The sequence below is a fragment of the Sulfuricurvum sp. genome (assembly GCF_028710345.1).
GTDB lineage: Bacteria > Campylobacterota > Campylobacteria > Campylobacterales > Sulfurimonadaceae > Sulfuricurvum.
In genome coordinates, this window is the sequence record NZ_JAQTUH010000004.1 from 254,573 (window position 1) to 272,672 (window position 18,100).

General features: G+C 34.0%; 15 protein-coding genes. 5 read left to right on the forward strand and 10 right to left on the reverse strand.

Going from position 1 to position 18,100, the window contains the following annotated elements; genetic code table 11:
- Window positions 1–28: 28 nt before the first annotated feature.
- Window positions 29–697: a PhoU domain-containing protein gene (locus PHC76_RS07505; protein WP_299970246.1), complete on the reverse strand. Its 669-nt coding sequence runs from the start codon at window positions 695–697 to the stop codon at window positions 29–31.
- Window positions 698–842: 145 nt separating this feature from the next.
- Here PHC76_RS07505 and pstS point away from each other — a divergent pair, with 145 nt between their 5' ends.
- Window positions 843–1,835 (forward strand): phosphate ABC transporter substrate-binding protein PstS, encoded by a 993-nt coding sequence (gene pstS / locus PHC76_RS07510; protein WP_299970249.1) that lies wholly within the window; start codon window positions 843–845, stop codon window positions 1,833–1,835.
- Window positions 1,836–1,927: 92 nt separating this feature from the next.
- Here pstS and PHC76_RS07515 read toward each other — a convergent pair whose 3' ends face one another.
- Window positions 1,928–2,128, reverse strand: a complete 201-nt coding sequence (locus PHC76_RS07515; RefSeq protein ID WP_299970251.1) for a hypothetical protein — start codon at window positions 2,126–2,128, stop codon at window positions 1,928–1,930.
- Window positions 2,129–2,182: 54 nt separating this feature from the next.
- Here PHC76_RS07515 and PHC76_RS07520 point away from each other — a divergent pair, with 54 nt between their 5' ends.
- Complete coding sequence (locus PHC76_RS07520; RefSeq protein WP_299970254.1) at window positions 2,183–3,610, forward strand: hypothetical protein; 1,428 nt, start codon at window positions 2,183–2,185, stop codon at window positions 3,608–3,610.
- 132 nt (window positions 3,611–3,742) lie between these two features.
- Window positions 3,743–4,138 carry a hypothetical protein gene (locus PHC76_RS07525; RefSeq protein WP_299970257.1) on the forward strand — a complete coding sequence of 132 codons (396 nt, stop codon included), beginning with the start codon at window positions 3,743–3,745 and terminating at the stop codon, window positions 4,136–4,138.
- Between the two features lies 1 nt (window position 4,139).
- On the opposite strand, the gene PHC76_RS07530 is transcribed toward PHC76_RS07525, so the two are convergent.
- The 3 genes from PHC76_RS07530 to PHC76_RS07540 form a co-directional block, all read right to left on the reverse strand.
- On the reverse strand, window positions 4,140–5,045 hold the full coding sequence (locus tag PHC76_RS07530; protein WP_299970260.1) for a hypothetical protein: 906 nt from the start codon (window positions 5,043–5,045) through the stop codon (window positions 4,140–4,142).
- Between the two features lie 10 nt (window positions 5,046–5,055).
- The gene (locus PHC76_RS07535) at window positions 5,056–5,766 is read right to left on the reverse strand and encodes a sugar nucleotide-binding protein (protein ID WP_299970263.1); all 711 of its coding nucleotides are present in this window, start codon (window positions 5,764–5,766) and stop codon (window positions 5,056–5,058) included.
- A gap of 613 nt (window positions 5,767–6,379) precedes the next feature.
- Window positions 6,380–7,177, reverse strand: a complete 798-nt coding sequence (locus PHC76_RS07540) for a DUF1796 family putative cysteine peptidase (protein ID WP_299970266.1) — start codon at window positions 7,175–7,177, stop codon at window positions 6,380–6,382.
- 154 nt (window positions 7,178–7,331) lie between these two features.
- On the opposite strand from PHC76_RS07540, the gene PHC76_RS07545 reads away from it, so the two are divergent.
- Window positions 7,332–8,837 (forward strand): right-handed parallel beta-helix repeat-containing protein, encoded by a 1,506-nt coding sequence (locus tag PHC76_RS07545; RefSeq protein WP_299970269.1) that lies wholly within the window; start codon window positions 7,332–7,334, stop codon window positions 8,835–8,837.
- Between the two features lie 185 nt (window positions 8,838–9,022).
- On the forward strand, window positions 9,023–9,805 hold the full coding sequence (locus tag PHC76_RS07550; RefSeq protein WP_299970271.1) for a DUF1796 family putative cysteine peptidase: 783 nt from the start codon (window positions 9,023–9,025) through the stop codon (window positions 9,803–9,805).
- Window positions 9,806–10,069: 264 nt separating this feature from the next.
- Here PHC76_RS07550 and PHC76_RS07555 read toward each other — a convergent pair whose 3' ends face one another.
- From PHC76_RS07555 to PHC76_RS07575, 5 genes are all read right to left on the reverse strand, one after another.
- Window positions 10,070–12,100 carry a hypothetical protein gene (locus PHC76_RS07555; RefSeq protein ID WP_299970273.1) on the reverse strand — a complete coding sequence of 677 codons (2,031 nt, stop codon included), beginning with the start codon at window positions 12,098–12,100 and terminating at the stop codon, window positions 10,070–10,072.
- Window positions 12,097–13,122 (reverse strand): hypothetical protein, encoded by a 1,026-nt coding sequence (locus tag PHC76_RS07560; RefSeq protein WP_299970276.1) that lies wholly within the window; start codon window positions 13,120–13,122, stop codon window positions 12,097–12,099. Before PHC76_RS07560 ends, PHC76_RS07555 begins: the two co-directional genes overlap by 4 nt.
- A 120-nt stretch (window positions 13,123–13,242) precedes the next feature.
- Window positions 13,243–14,001: a hypothetical protein gene (locus PHC76_RS07565; RefSeq protein WP_299970279.1), complete on the reverse strand. Its 759-nt coding sequence runs from the start codon at window positions 13,999–14,001 to the stop codon at window positions 13,243–13,245.
- Window positions 14,002–14,035: 34 nt separating this feature from the next.
- Complete coding sequence (locus PHC76_RS07570; RefSeq protein WP_299970281.1) at window positions 14,036–17,476, reverse strand: rhamnan synthesis F family protein; 3,441 nt, start codon at window positions 17,474–17,476, stop codon at window positions 14,036–14,038.
- Window positions 17,477–17,479: 3 nt separating this feature from the next.
- Window positions 17,480–18,100: hypothetical protein (locus PHC76_RS07575; protein ID WP_299970284.1), on the reverse strand; the 621-nt coding region annotated here is incomplete at its 5' end.

The window sequence follows — 18,100 nt, forward strand, 5'->3', positions numbered from 1 at the left end:
GCCAATCGGGATGTATTCCGATGGCGTATTAAAATAAATGTATTTCGCCGCCTTTTTGGGCATAAACCAAAAGTGCGGCGATGTTGACGGTGCGATCACCGGTGCGCTCCAGCTTGCGAAGCGTCCCTAAAACTTTGACGTACTCTATGGAGAGTTCACCCGAATCGATAATGACATTCAGAAGCTCTTTCTCCATAATCGAAAAGATATCATCGTTTTTCGACTCTTCGACCATCACTTTGCGGTAGAGTTCATCGGTGTCGCACTCATCGATAGCATTTAAACACGCAAAGATGTATTGTAGCGCATTCAGTGTCGTTTTGTGGAGTTGAACGATTGTGGAGGTTAGGGCACTTAAATCGCATCCGCCGTTACAATGCTCTTGCAACCTACGATTGTATTTTTTGACCGCATCACCGATACGATCGAGCTCATTGGTCATTTTTAAAAAGGCGACGAGCATCCGCAACTCTTCGGCTTCAGGACCGAACAGAGCAAACGTCTTAATAATTTCATTATCGATAGCATTAGCATCGTTTTGGGCATTTTTAAGATGATTTTTGGATTTTTCATACCCTTCATCATTATTGGTCTCGAACGCGTTAAGGGTCTCTTGAGAGGCGGAAATAATTTCACCGACCAATGCGCTGAGTTGAGTTCTAATGCCATTCATTTTGTTTTGATAGCGTGGGAGCATGTGTCTGCCTTAGTCTAAATATGGTTGTGGGATTATAGGTTGCTTTGATAACAATGCGGTTACAAAGATGCCAAACAATTGTAATCTTTTCGTTACCAGATTGTCCTACACTTTCGCCATCAAACATTCCAAAAGGATTCCACTCATGTTTAAAAAAGTAACTCAAGGGCTCGTAATCGCTGCTATCGCTGCTACCTCTATGATCGCTGCGGAAAAAATCAACGGTGCAGGAGCAACTTTTCCGGCTCCATGTTATTATGACTGGGCGTACAACTATCAAAAAGCAACTCACACACGTGTAAACTACCAATCAATCGGTTCAGGCGGCGGTATTAAGCAAGTTTCTGAGCGTATCGTTGATTTCGGTGCAACCGATGCTCCAATGACTCCAAAAGAGTTGGATGCGGCAAAATTGAACCAATTTCCTGCGGTTATCGGTTCTATCGTCGTTGCACACAATATCCCGGGTATTGCGGATGAAAAATTGAAATTGAAAAACTCTGTTGTTGCAGAAATTTTTGCAGGAACCATTACTATGTGGAATGATCCTAAAATTGCTGCGGACAACGCAGGGGTAAATCTTCCGGCAGAAAAAATTGTTGTTGCTCACCGTTCAGACGGATCGGGTACAACCTATGTATTTACCGATTATTTGAGTGAAGCATCTAAAATGTGGAAAAGCAAATTCGGAACCGGTAAAGCAATCGGTTGGGCAACCGGTGTCGGCGGAAAAGGGAATGAGGGTGTAACCAATATCATCAAACAAACTCCATACTCTATCGGATACATCGAAAACGCCTACAAAGAGAAAAATCACCTCTCAGCAGCAACATTGCAAACAGCCGAGGGCAAATGGGTTCCGGCAACATTGCCAAACTTCCAAACAGCCGTTAAACAAGCAAAATGGTCTAAGAAAGATCACTTTTACAGCTCACTTGTAATGCAAGACGGTTCATACCCGATTGTAGCAGCAACCTTTATTTTGATGCCACGTGAAAAAGCGGATGTAAATGCAGAAGTTATTAAATTCTTTGACCACTCATTCCGTAATGGTGACAGAGCAGCTGAAAAACTTGGATACATTGCACTTCCGGTTGAAACAACAAACATGGTACGTGAGTACTGGGCAGGGAAATAAATCTTCCATTGTTGATTTCTGTCATTCCCGCGAAGGCGGGAATCTAGCTGGATCCCCGCCTTCGCGGGGATGACAAAAGCTCCAAGTCACCTCTAAGCCCATTTTGATGGTTTTAAAGGTGTCTCTAACCAGACCCACGTTTCATTTCTCTCTCCTTCTTTCTTCCTTTTTAGATAAAGCTTGCTAGCCCTCTCTTGCGTATGCGCTTGGGCTACATTTCTCCCTTTTACAACATCAAAAAATTTATAATTACCATTGGTTTTCTTTATTGTAATCGTTTCGTAATGTAACATCAGCGTAATTTTCTTTTTCTACAATATCAATATTAATTTACAGGAGTAACACGAATGAAAAAAGTAGTATTATCAGCCCTTGCTGCGGCGACAATATCCGGTGTGGCATACGCTGACACGTTGACACTTTATACAGATGCTAAAACAGGTCAAGTGTTTACAACATCAGGTGAAGGGCGTGTTGAGATGGGTGATTTCGTGGACGCGAAAACCGTTGATATGGGTAATCGTGAACAATCATCAGCCCTTAGCGAATACCAAGACGCGATGAAAAAATATACGGGCGTTACCTCTAAGGCGAAAAAAATCGAATTTAGCGGTACGCATTATCTTGGATTTACTAGTGCAAACCCTAGTACCAAAGTAACGGATGCAGCTGCTGGTGTAACGTCAAAATATCCAGCACGATCATCTGGTTTTGAAATGCGCCGTAACTATCTTCAAGTTAAAGCGTATTTCAATGATAAAGATTATGCACGTGTTACTTTGGATACGACAAAAGAGTTAGCATCATTTGTTGGTACAACTGAAGATTCAGGTACAGATAACTTGAAAACTTCACAAAATGGTGGATTTGCAGATATGTATGTCAAATATGCTTATCTCTATTTAGATAATGTTCTCCCATATACAGGGGTTGAAGCAGGTATCGTTCACCGTCCGTGGATCGATTACGAGGAGCACAATGCATGGAATTACCGCTCTATTCAAAAAGTTATCCTTGAAGAAAAAAATACACCAACAGAAACGGGTGTAGACTTGGTTAACTCAGCAGATTTCGGGGTAAATTTCCAAACGAAAACAAGTATCTTCAGTTCTGAAATCGGTATCTTCAACGGTGAAGGTTATCATGGAGATAAAATTGCTGGAAATCAACAAAATGATTCACACCTTTCTGCTGAATGGCGTTTGACAGGTCACATTCTTGGTGATGGTACAAAAGTAGGTAAAAACGACCGCACAAAAGATACTTTTGCAAATATTTCTACTTACGGTTTGATATCTCATAACCATAAAGATAACAATGCTGCGCTTGCGGATATAAAAGAATACAATCGTGCATTTTATGGTGTTCATGCTGTATATAACCAACCAGCATTCTTGTTAGCAGCACAATATTTTAAAGCAAAAGATGAGTCACGTACACCAGATCTTGTAACAGTGGCTGATGGTTCAGCAGGTTTTGATAAGAAAGATTATACCGGGTTCTCAATCAATGCTGAAGTTCGCCCTATGACAGATTGGACAATCATTGGACGTTATGACAAGTATAAAGTTGAAGCCGATGTGAATGGTGCCCTCTATTCAAATATTGAAGGCGATAAGCTTACAGCCGGTGTGGTTTATAATATGAATAAAAATGTGAGTTTTATTGCTTCAGCTAAATTTGCTGATGAAAAAGATACAAAAGTGGCAGCAAAAGCAAACGATGATGGCGAATCTAAAGATGTTTACATGCTTACTACAGAAATTAAATGGTAATCTGACCTTTAATATTTCTTTTCTTCTCCCGTCATCCCCGCTTAGGCTGGGATGACAAAAACAACCATAGAATGATAAACCCTTCTCTTTTCTGCTACAATCTCCTTTTAAAATAATAAAATAAGTGATTTTATGGATAAAGTGACCCTCGTATTGACATTGATAGGTTTGCTTTTTTCCTCTATGGTGTTGGTGTTTCTTTACATTGTGTTGGGACGTCCAAAGAAAGGTATTGAGAGTGAGTCAAATGAGCCTCTGAGCTTCAAACAGCTCGAAGCGATTATCCATTCTTCTACCTCCTCAAACAAAGCTTTAAACAGTGCCGCCAATGAAATTTTGAGCCGTTTTATCTCTATCACCGATATTTCTCATTATCAAAAACTGATTGAGGCGATATCGACACATGCTAACACTGATTCCAATCTGATATCTAATTTTGAAAAACGTCTTCGTGATGCCAATCCGAAATACAAAGAAGATATTCGTAAAGCCCTCAAAGAGGGATTAGGGAAGAGGGATAAGAAATAGATTATTCATGATTTACAGAATCTTTATAGTTCTGAAAAATCTGACTATCAAGGTTTTTTTCAAGCATAAAATTTACTTTATTAATTGCTTCGTCAATTATTTGAATATTTGTTGTTTGAAGTAATCCATTTGGATTAATCTTTCGATGATAATGTAAAATTTTTGGGTTAGCTAGAAGTTTCGTTGATAAAGGCTCTGTTTGCTTTAGATGCGTTGGGCAGTTGTAGTCAAGCGATAGTAATGCATAATCTTGTTGCGTATTGGTTAACGCAAGTGCAAACGAAATTTGATCAATATGAATTATTTTATTACCCAAAAGCTCTGTAAAAAAACTATCTTCGAGCATTTTCTGAGCATACTCTTTCCATGTTAGCCCAAATTGTTTTATTGCATTTGAGGGGATACCGTATAGCCCACCATTGAAATTACCCTCGTACGTTGGTTCTTTATTGAGTGTATCGGTTGTGATAGGAGGTTTTTTAAGAGAAAAGTAATCAAATATTATATCTAAATACTCAATCTTAGGATTATTCATATCGACAATTTTGCCGACAATTTTACCCGAAATGTTTAATGTGTCGATATAAGCAGCCAAATCTTCTAAGATTGCCATGTCTGCATCACAAAAAAATACATACTCTGCATCGTAAAATTCTTCAGTTTCTAATTGCTGTAATTTATTGCAATATTTATTATCTCCCCATGGTTGTATGTATCGGATATTAACTCTATATTTTAGTAAAAAAGATTCATAAAGATCATTTTTATGAGTTAAATGTGCAAAAATACGTTCACCATTGACTTTTGCAATATTAATTAGCGAAGTAATAAAAATGTATCCTTGCCAATAAAAAAGGGGAGTATTATCGATAACGCAACTGTAGAATATTTTTTGATTAGTATTCATATATTTTTTACTATAATAAATGAGGTGTATTTTTTAATTTTTCATAGAGTTTATCATATAAGTAATAGGGCGAGAATATGATATTTAAATCATTTGTTTTGATAAACTGGCTCATATCGGTGAGATCTAGCATGTAGCCGTCGCTTCTATCTATAATATCATATGTTGCTTTTTTATTTAGCAAATTTTCAAAAATTTTGACAATATCTAAAACCTTATACCTATAATCATTGGCAAGATCTATTGTAATAGATGAATGTGAATATTTTAGATAGGCTTCGACTAAATTTTTTACATCTTCTATCTCAATAACATAGCGATACGCTTCGTTGTACAAGTGAAACTCTTGATCGTTTATGATTGACTCATACAAAAAATTGATAAGTGTTTTGTGATGTTTGAGATGTCCAAAAAGTTGCGGAATTCTAAAAATATAATAGCTTTTGGAATAATTTTTGATTAGTTGCTCCATCTCAGCCTTATGCTGATAATAGCGATTTTTTGGATATTCTTTGCTGGAGAGTGCACAACTGCTGAAATAGATGAATTTTTTATCATTATGAGATTGCAGTGTTGAAAGCAACAGTTGTCGCTCACGATCAAATTGAGATTCATCCGTACAATTTGAGTTTGGGACTCCACTTGCAAAAAAAACAATATCATCATGTGGTGTATTGATAAATGCTTGCGCAAGCTGTCCATTGCCTATAATCATATCCATCAAACCTATTAAATTTTATTGTTATACTAATTTGATATTATACACGCTATGTATCATCGGAGTGTCATTAAAAATAAATAAATAAAGTTTTATTATCAAAAAAATCATCCATTTTAGAGATCATATATGACATATTATAACATAATTTGATAGTTAAATTGGTGAAACAGAAGTTCAAAATGGGTGAAGTCATAGCTTAAAATGATTTTCAAAGTTCCTAAAGTACAAATTTTTCAGGGATGACTGTTTATAATAGAATAAAAATTTTAAGAACACAAAATGGTGGGTTATGCCATACTTGCTAATCTCTGTTCTTTGAATTTAGACAATATATTTATAACTTGCTGACTAGCATAAAAAATTGTATCAATCTTACCAGATATAATTGTAATAACTCGTCCTGAATCTTCGACATAACAAGATCTATCATCATTTATACCAGAAGATTTTGTTTTATTGCTAACTGCGGTGAACTATATATGAAATTATTTTAAAATCTGGGAAATATTTACTTATTTCAATTTCTATTAAACTCAATATCAAATAATTTAGTTCTTTCATAATTGACCTTTTATACCATTTGTATTTTATACTTGCAATATTTTTTTATAATTTAAGTTTTATTTTGTATTATGTTTATCATATTATCGATTATATTATTTTCAAATTCAAACCCTGCTTGTGTTGCATAGTGAGTTGCGTCATGCCAGATGTAGTCATTCGATGGAAATGGGCAATCAATAACAGTAATCATTGGATTTGAATTTGTAATTTCTAAAGCTCTGTGATTCAAAATAATAATATGAAAGTTATTATTGTATTTATGCAACATTTTTATTAAAAGGTTAAAGTCAGAAAAATCTGATTTAAACATACTATATATAAAGAATGTTTTTTTTCCGTTTTTTAATACATTTATAAAATTTTCAACCCTATCGCGATACCTTTTTGATAATTTATCAATATCATCTACACCTAAATCGGTATCATGATTATAAGTTACGCGATATTTTAAATTTTTCCAACAACGCCAATCCTTTTCATAAAAAAGATTTTCACATTTTGAGTATTCTTCAAATTCGTCATCAAGAATTCGGCATAAAGATTCTCCGAAATGAACCGCTAAATCAAAAGGCATAGACAGACGACCAAATTCTTTCGTTTTAATTATTCCCCATCTTGTTGGAATTACACGACCTATACAATTTTCGCCCAAAGAAATAATATTAATGTTAGTAAAAAAAATATTATTCTTATTAATTAATCGAGTTTTTACGATTTTTTGCAATATATTGATTTGCATTTGTTGTTGATCACTAAGTTCATCAGAGTTATTTAATTCATCAAAATGATCTTTTTTCCCGTTTCCAATTTCTTGTATGATTTTTTTATTGTTATGACCTATGTTCATTATTGGGGGGTCCTTAGAGATACTTTATGCAAGATGCATCAAAATTGTACTTAAAAATACTGAAATCTACATTGATTGCTATTTCTTTTGGTTTATTTTTTAAGATTATGTGTTAGTATAATTAAAGCCCAATAGAGACAGAGGATAGAGTAGCGTGGTATACAATCTATTAATTTTTATCTCTCTATTTTATTCGTTAGCTTCAGCAGATTATACAAATTATCATCTTAAGAAGAATGATGATATTATCGAAAAAATTCAAACTATTTTAAGTGAAAACAACAATAGTAATATAAAAATTTCACTAGAACGAGGAGAATACCAGCTATCAAATATAAACGCGATGCATCATTTATTAGAGTTTAACAATGTTAAAAATTTTGAACTTGACGGGAACGGCTCCGAGTTAATTATTAACTCAGAGCATAAAGGATTTATTCGCATAACAGATAGTGAAAATATCCACTTTTCAAACTTTAGTATTGACTATTCAACACTACCGAATGCTAGTGGTAAAATAATCGCAATAGACCGAAAACAGCACCATATAATCTTAAAAATGGATATAGACAATACGCACTATTTGGAAAAAAATTTTCATAATACTATTGAAAAGAAAATTTATGCTTTCGCATTTATATCTCCGGGTATTGTTAAAAGAGGAGGCACGCCCGTTACTTTTATCAGAGATATAGATTTTATGCCAAATGGTAATGCTGTGCTTTCTTATGAAGAGGGTAATACATCATTGGAAGTAACCGATAACATAACGATTGTATTTCGCTATAAACAGCCGCTTGTTAATATGCAATATTCTAAAAAATTGTATTTTAAAAATATTACAGCATACGCCTCGCCCTCCGGTGTATTTGTAGGTAAAGAAGTGACCGAGCCAATGTTTGACGGATGCAATGTTTTATTAAAGAAAGGGCGAAATATTTCTAGCAATGGTGATGTATTTCATTTTCAAAGTTCTCGCGCAGGAATAAAAATCAGTCATGCCACTGTTGAGGGTGTAGGGGATGATATTATAGCCTTGTATAGTTCCCCAATGAAGAGTGAGAGTATTTTATCGGTCAATACTTTGGCGGTAGAACCTAAAAACTTTATTATGCAAAATGGAGATCGTATTGATTTTTTTAATGAAGTGAGTGGTGAAATTTTTCATTCCAATACAGTCAGTAATATTGTGAAAAAAAATCAACAATTCTATGTGCAATTTTCATCTAATTTACCACCAGATATAGATTTAAAGGCCTTAAAGCTCTATGATAGAAATTGTAACAGTGAAGGTTTTAGTATCGAAAATTCAATCTTTAAAAATTCGGTTCGCTATGGATGTTTTTTACTAAGAAGCTCAGGTGGATTGATTAAAAATAACCTATTCACTAATCTTGGGGGTGCGGCAATATCCATCAAAAATATATTTAAAGCACAAGAAGGTTTAAATTCAGAAAATATCACGATAGCTGAAAATAATATGTCTAACTGTGGGTATGGATTTGTAAAATCATTTCCATTGATTGAAATTAGATTTTCTAAAAAATCTGGGGTTTCAGGCAGCGATACACAAAAATCTATCCGAATCATTCATAACAAGATGGAAAATGAAAAACTTTTTTCAATACAAAATGTAGCAAATTTTTATCTTGAACAATAAAATTTAATCTATATTTGTTCCTGCTTAATACACTTCTCATTCTTGAATTGTTGTTGATTTACCAGATCTTCAGCTTGAGAATTATAGAATAAAATAAAATTGTTAGATATACATTTTAAGAGAAGTTTTATAAAAAGCTTAAATTGTATTATTATTGTTTATTTATCAAACTAAGGTATGGGAAAATGGAATGCAACACAGCTGCACACGCAGTTAAGAAAGAAGCGAATTTACTCATGATGCTAGGTATGGATTTGGAAGCTTTGCAAGCAAGCATTGAATCTTCTGAGAAAAATCTTGCCATAAAATATAATCTTAGAGATATTATAAAAGAGCGACTTGAGAACAAAACAAACCCGCTTTTTGACAAAATAAATATAGTTTCTTTAGGTGAAAATTGTGAAGGCAGAACTATTCCGGCAAGATATGGAATAATCAAAATGAGAGACGAAGGACGTTTATCTATGCCATTTGATCTTGCTGTTCATCATGGTAAATCAATAATAAAGATTCTTGAAAATAATTTTGATGGCTATTTGGATAAAGAAAATTTACACTTTACATATGGTAAAAATGACATATGGAAATGCTCTCTATATCCTGTTTCTTTTAATCATGATAAAGACTTAACTGAAAACGATAAGGAAAAACTGATAGAAAGATATAAAAAAAGAATTGATAACTTTATCAATACTGTCAAAAACTCCAAAAAAACTTTTTATATTTATAGTATATTTTGTTCGGATTTTAAAGATTTTGGACGTATGAAAAAACTATTGAATAGATATTCAGATAATTGTCATCTGATTGTGTTAAATCACAGAAATATTTTGCTAGATATAAAAGACCCACTGATAACCATTATTGATTCACCTTTCCCTAGCGAAGAATACAATTGGCATTTACCATCTTGTTATTTATCTGATGAGGGGATAGCATTCGAACGAACAAATCATTTCATCAATTAAGAAAATTATAGAATCAAACTAAAAACCGACCTTACAAGATGTCGCCAATTTTTATCTTGAACAATAAAATTTAATCTATAAAACTTTTTTTGAAAAAAAGCTTTTGACAACTCATATCGTAAAATTTCTACTAATTTTGCGATTTCATCGGCGGATTCACCAAAGATATTTTTAATTGATGGTTTGTTCAGGGGTCAACGCGTTATTAGCCAATTTTATGCATCCCTATATGAATAATGCAGCATTGTTTTTTTTCAATCATATTTATACAGTAAATCCTAATTTTTTTAAATTAAATACTTGTTTCATTGCGTCAGAAAAGCCTTCTTCAGGGAGGACACCCCGATTTTCAATCAATGGCCAAGCGAAAAAGTTATAACGTTCGTTATCGGGGGTTACATTGGAGAGATAACGCTCCGCATTTCCGCTAAAAACAATATCCGGTGAACACGCTTCAAAAACCTCGTTATGAAAATAGGGGCTTCTACACCATACAATATATTTATAAAAATAGGATAGATTTTTTAGTAAGGGTCTAAAGAATGAGTCTCCGAAAATAAGCAGTTTTTTCTCGTACAGCGCCTCTTCATTAATCAAGATGTCAAGTTTGCCATTATTTCCTATTTGCAATCCATTCGTCACATACAGAGTCTTTTTGTCAATATTGTATTGAACAATGGTTTCAGAGTGACTTGGGGTTAGTTTAACACCCAAATCACCAACAAAATCTGTTTTAAGTCGAATATTGTTTTGTGCATAATTTTTGTATTGCTCTTCTTCTGATTTTGTGCACCGAATCATTTGAAAAAGAATTTCAATATTACCGTAATGGTTGATATGGGTATCGGTTTTGGTGAAGTAGCGCTCCGCATTTTCAGGATCAAACTCGAAATAGGTAATCGGCAAATTTCTATCCAAACACTCTTGTTTATAGTGTTTTTTATACAATGAAGTCGCAGGTATTTCTGTTAAATGACGCAAAGCATAGAGCTTTTCAGGAAAAATAAAATGTTTATACTCAATTCCTTTATCGTTACATATTTGATTTCTGGTCGTAATGTTTTCATAAAAATTGATGATAGATTTTTGCTCAGGTTCTAGCTCACCTGTAAAAAACTTGGTTAGCCTCTGCTTTCCAGTCAGTAAAAATAAATACCCTTTTTCACCGCATAAAACTTCATTACTTTGGCAATCTTGATATGGTTCTGTAGATGATTTTGTGGGATTGAGTAGTTGATTGGATATTTGGTGGCGTAATGATTGAACGAGCATGGCTATCTCTAATGGAGACTCGCCTCGAACACCATTAGGGATATATTTTTCATTGATCATCCCTATGAGCTTTTGGATACTTGCAGGATCGGGATGTAGTAAATCATCTTCTGAAGCTATCTCACCCTCTTCATATTGTCGCTCTTCATACAAGCTTTTACCAAGACGTTCTTCCATCCAAGAAATATCTTCTTTATATAGTTCTAAAACAGGCACTATAGTTTTATTAGAAAAGCGTAATTTTTTGCGTCCAATTTTTTGAAGGTGCAAAACTAAATGTCTATTTACCTTTATATCATGCGTACCTTTTCCGTATTCAAAATTAAATTTTCTTAATAAAAATAATAAGCTCGCCGCTTCTTTTGACATTGCTTCATTTGCACGAATTATCTTGCTTTTATCAAGATTAATATCTAAATGATAGAAAAAATCTGAAACGACATCATTGTCTCGTAACAAACTAGGATCAAATTTCCATAAAGTTACATTATTTTTACCAAATACTATATCAAATTTTTCAAATTTTTCACGATAATTTGGGTAAAAAACTTGGGGGTCAAATGTTTTAGTAAAACCTTTTAAAGTTTCCTGAAAAGCACTTTCGATATAGCTATACGGTGGACGTACGTATGCTACAATCTGAATATCTTTAAAAAAATCACTTAAAAATAAACGTAGCTTTACTAAACCTTCTGGATCTAAATTTATAATGCCTTCACCTGAAATTATCATATTCTTTACCGTAGAACTATCTAGACTTTTATGTAGCATTAGCAATGTATCAGCATTAAAATCGCTGATTTCATCATCTCCGTACCCCAATTTTTTATGTATATGAAATTCTTTAGGGTTACTAGAAAATAAGCTGTATATTCTAGGGCCATGATTTGAATGATTTAAATCAAGATAAAAAAATGATTCATTTCGAAGTTCTTTATATAAAGTTTCTTGTATAGAACTAGAACCTGTTTTGTGCATCCCTATATGAATGATGCATCTCTCTTTTTTGATGATATTTGTCATTTTAATACAATATGATTTTCACGCAAAGTTTTTTCAAGCCTTTGTATTCGGATTGATTGTTGAAGCATAATTTCACATAGCCCAAACAATAACTTTTCACTATTCACCTCTACGGATTTAATAGCAGAAGCAGACCCTTTTACCGGTTCTTGACCTTGTACTTTTAAAAGCTCATTGAGTAATGTTCGGTCATTTTCGGTTGCTTCCATGACCATTTGCATATCATCGCTTTGAGGCAGGAGCGTTGCCATGTATTCAGCAGGTGAGATTTCATAAGTGGCTTTGCTGGCAATAACGCGATCAAATTGATCTGGTAAAACAGGATTTTCGTAGCGATTGTTAAACAAAGCTCGTAAAAAGAGCTCTTCATTGCTCAGAGATTCATTGGATCGGATGTTTTCAAATTTATCAGGATCGATATCACATAATTGTAAAAAATCCTTAACAGCATCTTTTACTGCATCCATGTTTCGAACTTTTAGTTGCCCCGGAAATTCATCTTCAATAATTTTTAGCGGTGTATAAAAGTTTGGCATACGGGCTTTAATCCACTCTTTAAATGGACGAATTTCACCCATATACGTTTTATGTTTGATTCCCCATTGGGCGTATGCTGAACGTGACCAAGAATCATATCTACGGACGTACGCTACAATTTCAATATCAATACCCAACTGTTCTATTTTTTTCAAACAAGGATGAAATCTTTGGTTTCTGCTGTAAAATGATTCATTGCTCCAAATGATGGTATGAATATTGTTGCGTTTTGCTGAAGAAAGTATAGATTTAAAAACTTCTAACAGCTGCTCATCTATTTCTTCATCGGTTAGCGCATGAAAATCTTCTATAGCAGCAGCTCTTTGCCAATCGTATATCCGCTCTTCTGCCCCCTCAAGCATTAACCCTACATACCATATCCCTTGTTTTTTAAGGAAATTTGAGTGCGCCTTTAGTGTTTGCTGAATAGAGGAGGTTCCCGTCTTCCCTGCACCTATATGAAATATTAGGCGAATTTTTCCCATTTTACTTCTTTAATCAAAATTTATATAATCATCTATGACGTAATGATGTATCATTTTTTCATTATAATTATATATTCTATCATGTCTTTAATACAATGTAAACAGATTTTACATTGTTTATTATTTTTTAGCTTTTGCTTTTTTAGACCTACGTCGTGTGCTTACTTTGGGTAATTCTACTGGAACAACAACAGATTGAATAACGTCAATTACCTGTGAAATAAGTGTTTCTTCGAATGCTATCCCCTCATCAGATAAATAGCAAGATGGCAAGTGCCAAGTGTATTCTTCGCTAGGGAAAGGAGCATCAATAATGGTTATCAGTGGATCTTTTATATCTAGTAAAATATTTCTGTGATTTACAATAATAAGATGAAAATCGTTACTGTAGTGAGATAATGCTTTTTTTAATCCTTCAAAATCGGAAAAATCTGTTTTAATTGTGCTGTAAAGAAAGAAACTTTTTTTCTTGTTTTTCAGCACTTGGGTGAAATTTTCTATTCGTTTTGTGTAAAGTTTTATTAGTTTTTGAAGGTCATCCCCACTGAAATCACGAGAATGATTAAAAACAATAGAGTATTTTGTATTTTTCCATATTTTATGTTCTGTGGAATAGTGAAAATTTTCTTCATTTGCACAACCCTCAAACTTGTTTTCCAAAATATTCAATACCGATTGTCCAAAATGGATAGCAGAATCAAAAACTAAAGGTAATCGTCCCTCTTCTTTCGTTTTGACTATTCCCCATCGAGTTGGTATGATAGTACTTAGTGCCGTTTCCCCCAAAGAGATCAAATTTATTTTTTCAAATAATTCATTTGACTGATTTTTAAGAGCTGTTGTTTCAATCTTTTTTGCATTCTCTTCTGTATAGTTCATAAACTCTGTCCTACCTTGTATGTTATTTTATTTTTTACCATTTCGTCCCCTTTTTATACACTGTGGCGTATGTGTATCCCCTGCCTTCGATTAAAGCAGGGGTGATTCTCTCGATAGCATGCATATACGATCCATCATATGGTAGCGGTTCGGGTTGGAGTATCGCATTTTTATCCAAATAAAAGAGATCTTTGATGGCATTTACGCGAGCCCAGAACATATTACCTATCGGAAAAATCGGTGTTTCGTTGATTTCTGGTAGATTCAACATTGTACACAACCCATCCATATATTCTTTATTTTCACCGATATCAATAACATGGTTATCATCAGGAAACACCAAACCAATTTTTTGGTCATTAAAAATAGAGAGTACGCTTTGCGCTCCATCAGCATCTCCAACTAGGTTTTCCATCAGAAAAGTTCTCCATCGATCTCCGATGCCCCCTTCAATGTCAAACGATTTTTTACTATGAAAATGACCGATAACTTCATAGTCACTGTTTAGTATCGTATCTTTTAATCCAAAATAGAGCGGACCGGAATCTCTACCGATATTATCAACAAAAACAACCTTTATATCTCGTGCGCTACACTCTGCAAAAGCATCTTTTACAATCTCTTCTACTCCTGTTTTCACAACAGTAATTAAGAGATCGTAAGTACCCGGTAAGTTTTTAAAATAGTGGACAAAAACATCTGCTAAGTCAATATAAAATAGATGTAAATGAACCGCATAGATAAAATCAATCTTTTCACCGATCTGCTCAACAGGGACTATTCTACAATCATGGGTATAAGGATTACCACTGGCAATAGCACTTTCAAGAGGGGTAAAATATGGATTTGCTTTATGCTCCATTAACCATTTTCCCTGAGAAAATCCTGGTAGTGGATTCGGATTCATTTTATGAAGTCCTTTGTGATAGAGGGAGACATAGTACATGATTGAGAGCCGTTCATCCTGAGACAACCCATAATATCCAGTATCAAAAATTTTATTATTTTGAATGAATTCAATAGATTTTAAATGTGAATGCTGCAGCTTTGATGCTCTGTTGATAAGGTTGTTTATGGAATCAATATATTCATCAAAATCAAGTTTATTTTTTACCAATTCAGCATTTGTGTTGTTTTTTGGTTTATTGCTTTGAAAGTACTCAACAATTTTCTCTGCCATTTCGTGAGTATCCAAAAAGTTGGCAATGATACATTCACCGTTGTGTTGTTCTAAGAATTCTACTGATCCGGATGCTTCTTTAAAGCATGCAATCGGTAAATTGTGTTCCATGGCGTCAATCACCACATTTGGAAATGGATCCATGCGTGATGTTAAACAAAAGATATCTGCTATTTTAAAAATATTATCCAAACTCTTTTGATGTTCCAGAAAAAACATATCATTTTCAAGTCCTAAATATTTGATTTCCCGTTTGAGCCAAACAGAATATGCCATATCGACTTCGGGGTTAAAGCCATCTCCAACCCATACGAACTTACAATCCCCTTTGTACTTTTGTTTGATATATCGCGCTATATATAAAAATAAATCAATCCCTTTTCTGATCTGCACATATCCTGAACCGACGATGATCTTGGTATCACTTTTCGTTTTGATACCAAATGTTTTGAGTAACTTTTCAGAAGTGTCATCATCGCCATAGCTATCAGGAAGAAATGGCAACTTACCCTGCGGGAATTGAGAAATATGATTAACTTCATTGGTAATTCCGGTTAATTTTTCAAGTTCATCTAATAGAGACATTTTTATAATATTGGCAGGGGTAATTACTTCAGAGGCAAATTTCAACGTATTGGTCATTTTACCAATAGGTCTGGTGTACTCTGAAAATTCATGTATTAAGGAGACGGTAGGGAGCATTACTTCAAATGAAGCTTGAAGTGTTGAATAGGTTTCTATGGAATTAAGTACAACACAGCTAATATCATAAGATTCAGATAGTTTTTTTAAAATATATACATAGGTAGTGTTTGATACTTTTTCCAATCCATCAATTAATAGAAAACAGCTATTTAAAAAAACATTATGAATCTCTTTTTTTCGTAATATCATATGAATAATATTATAGTGTGTTGCTAATCTATCAGCTATATTGTAACCTAATAACGGTGCGCCTGTAGCAGATGATTCATGGGAGACAAAAATGATTGTTTTTTTTGAAGGATTAAATTCTAAATTCCCTTTTTTGAGAAATTTTTTCTCATCGAATAGACCAACCCGCCCCTCGTTTTTACCATGATTAAGATAATGTAATAGCGGGTTTAGACCTGAGCTTTTTATATCAGGATAGGATGTAAGATAATAATTGGTATCAAAGCAAAGAGGGACAAGCGGAGTAAATTGACTCCAATTTTTTAGATAATCAATAATAGGGTCACTGCTTACATATGAATGGGTGTTTAAGCTGAAATATTGGCTCCAATCAATATTTTTTTCAACGATTTTCGTATATGTATTTTTTTCATTATTGTCCAAATCATCATAAGTAACTGATTCACATATGGTATTTATTACCGGATCGGATGAATATTTTACATACAATTGAAGAGTATTAGAAACAATGTTTCCAGAGTTTATCTGTCTCCCTTCAGTTTGGCCAAATAAAATATAATGGATTAGAGGAGATGCCCCGTTAGCATTGACATCGGCATGATGTTGTTTATACCATTTGGCATCAAATGAATTATTGGGATTTCTATCTTCTTTCATCCCAATGGCATAGTAGTGTTCTATTGCAGACATATCGGTTATACCAACATCAGGGTTTGTCCTTAGATAAAATTCTTCATCAAATAAACCACTTGTTAGAATTAAATTTTTAATTGAAGCATCCTTGTCCATGACAGTATCAACAAGACCCTGTGATGCGTTAGCCATTTGTTGCAACCCGTTAGTTTTACGTCCTTCTGCTTGACCGAATAAAATATAATGCACTAGCGGATTTGCCCCATCTGCGCTTACATCAGAATACTCATTTTTATACCATTGTGGATCGAAGTCTTGATTAGGTTTACGATTTTCATAGATTCCATAGCGTATAAAATGGAGAAGTAAACTTCTCCCAGCCGTTTTATGTGATGTTAAATCAGTATATGTTGAAATATAGTATGTTTCATTAAACAAACCACTTTCATCGATAATTCTATAAGCAGACTGTTCTTTAGGATTGATAAAACGATTCTCAGCCTCTCCATATTTCACAAAATGTTCTACGGCACTCATGCTATGCTCTGCAATATCGTTATAATGATTTTTATACCATTGTGTATCAAACATTGCATTTGGTTGACGATTTTCAGTTAAGCCAATAGATAAAAAATGGTCTAAAGTAGTAATATCCGATAGTAATACATCAGGATATGTGTCTAAATAAAAAGATTTATCAAATAATTTGGAGGCTATAATCTGTTCTTTTAGGGTCATTTTTTTTTGATTATTTTTTTTCTTTAACAAGGGTTATCCTTTTATCACTTTTTGTAAATCACGTAATGGTTTGGTATATATCCAACACTTACTCTCTTGAATCGTATTTAAATGTTCCAATACTTCATCAAGTTTTGATCGAAGCAATAGCAATTCTTCCTGTTTTTTTCTGTAATGCATATTTAAATCTTGAAGATTTATTACTTGTTCTGCGTTGGTAGCTTGAAGTGCTATATTGTGTGCTTCATGACTTGCTATCTCCTCTTGGAGAATAGTCATTTGTTGTTCCGCTTGTGCCTGTACTTCTTGGGCATTACTGAGTTGACTCTCTAGCTCTTGTTTTTGCCCTCGCAATGAAGCTATCACCGAAGCTTTGTGTTGAATCTCCGCCTCTTGTTGTTGCAGTGTCTCGTTTTGTTGTGCTACGTGTTCACTGTTTCTCTCGAGCTCTTGTGCTTGTTCTGCGTTGGTAGCTTGAAGTGCTATATTGTGTGCTTCATGACTTGCTATCTCCTCTTGGAGAATAGTCATTTGTTGTTCCGCTTGTGCCTGTACTTCTTGGGCATTACTGAGTTGACTCTCTAGCTCTTGTTTTTGCCCTCGCAATGAAGCTATCACCGAAGCTTTGTGTTGAATCTCCGCCTCTTGTTGTTG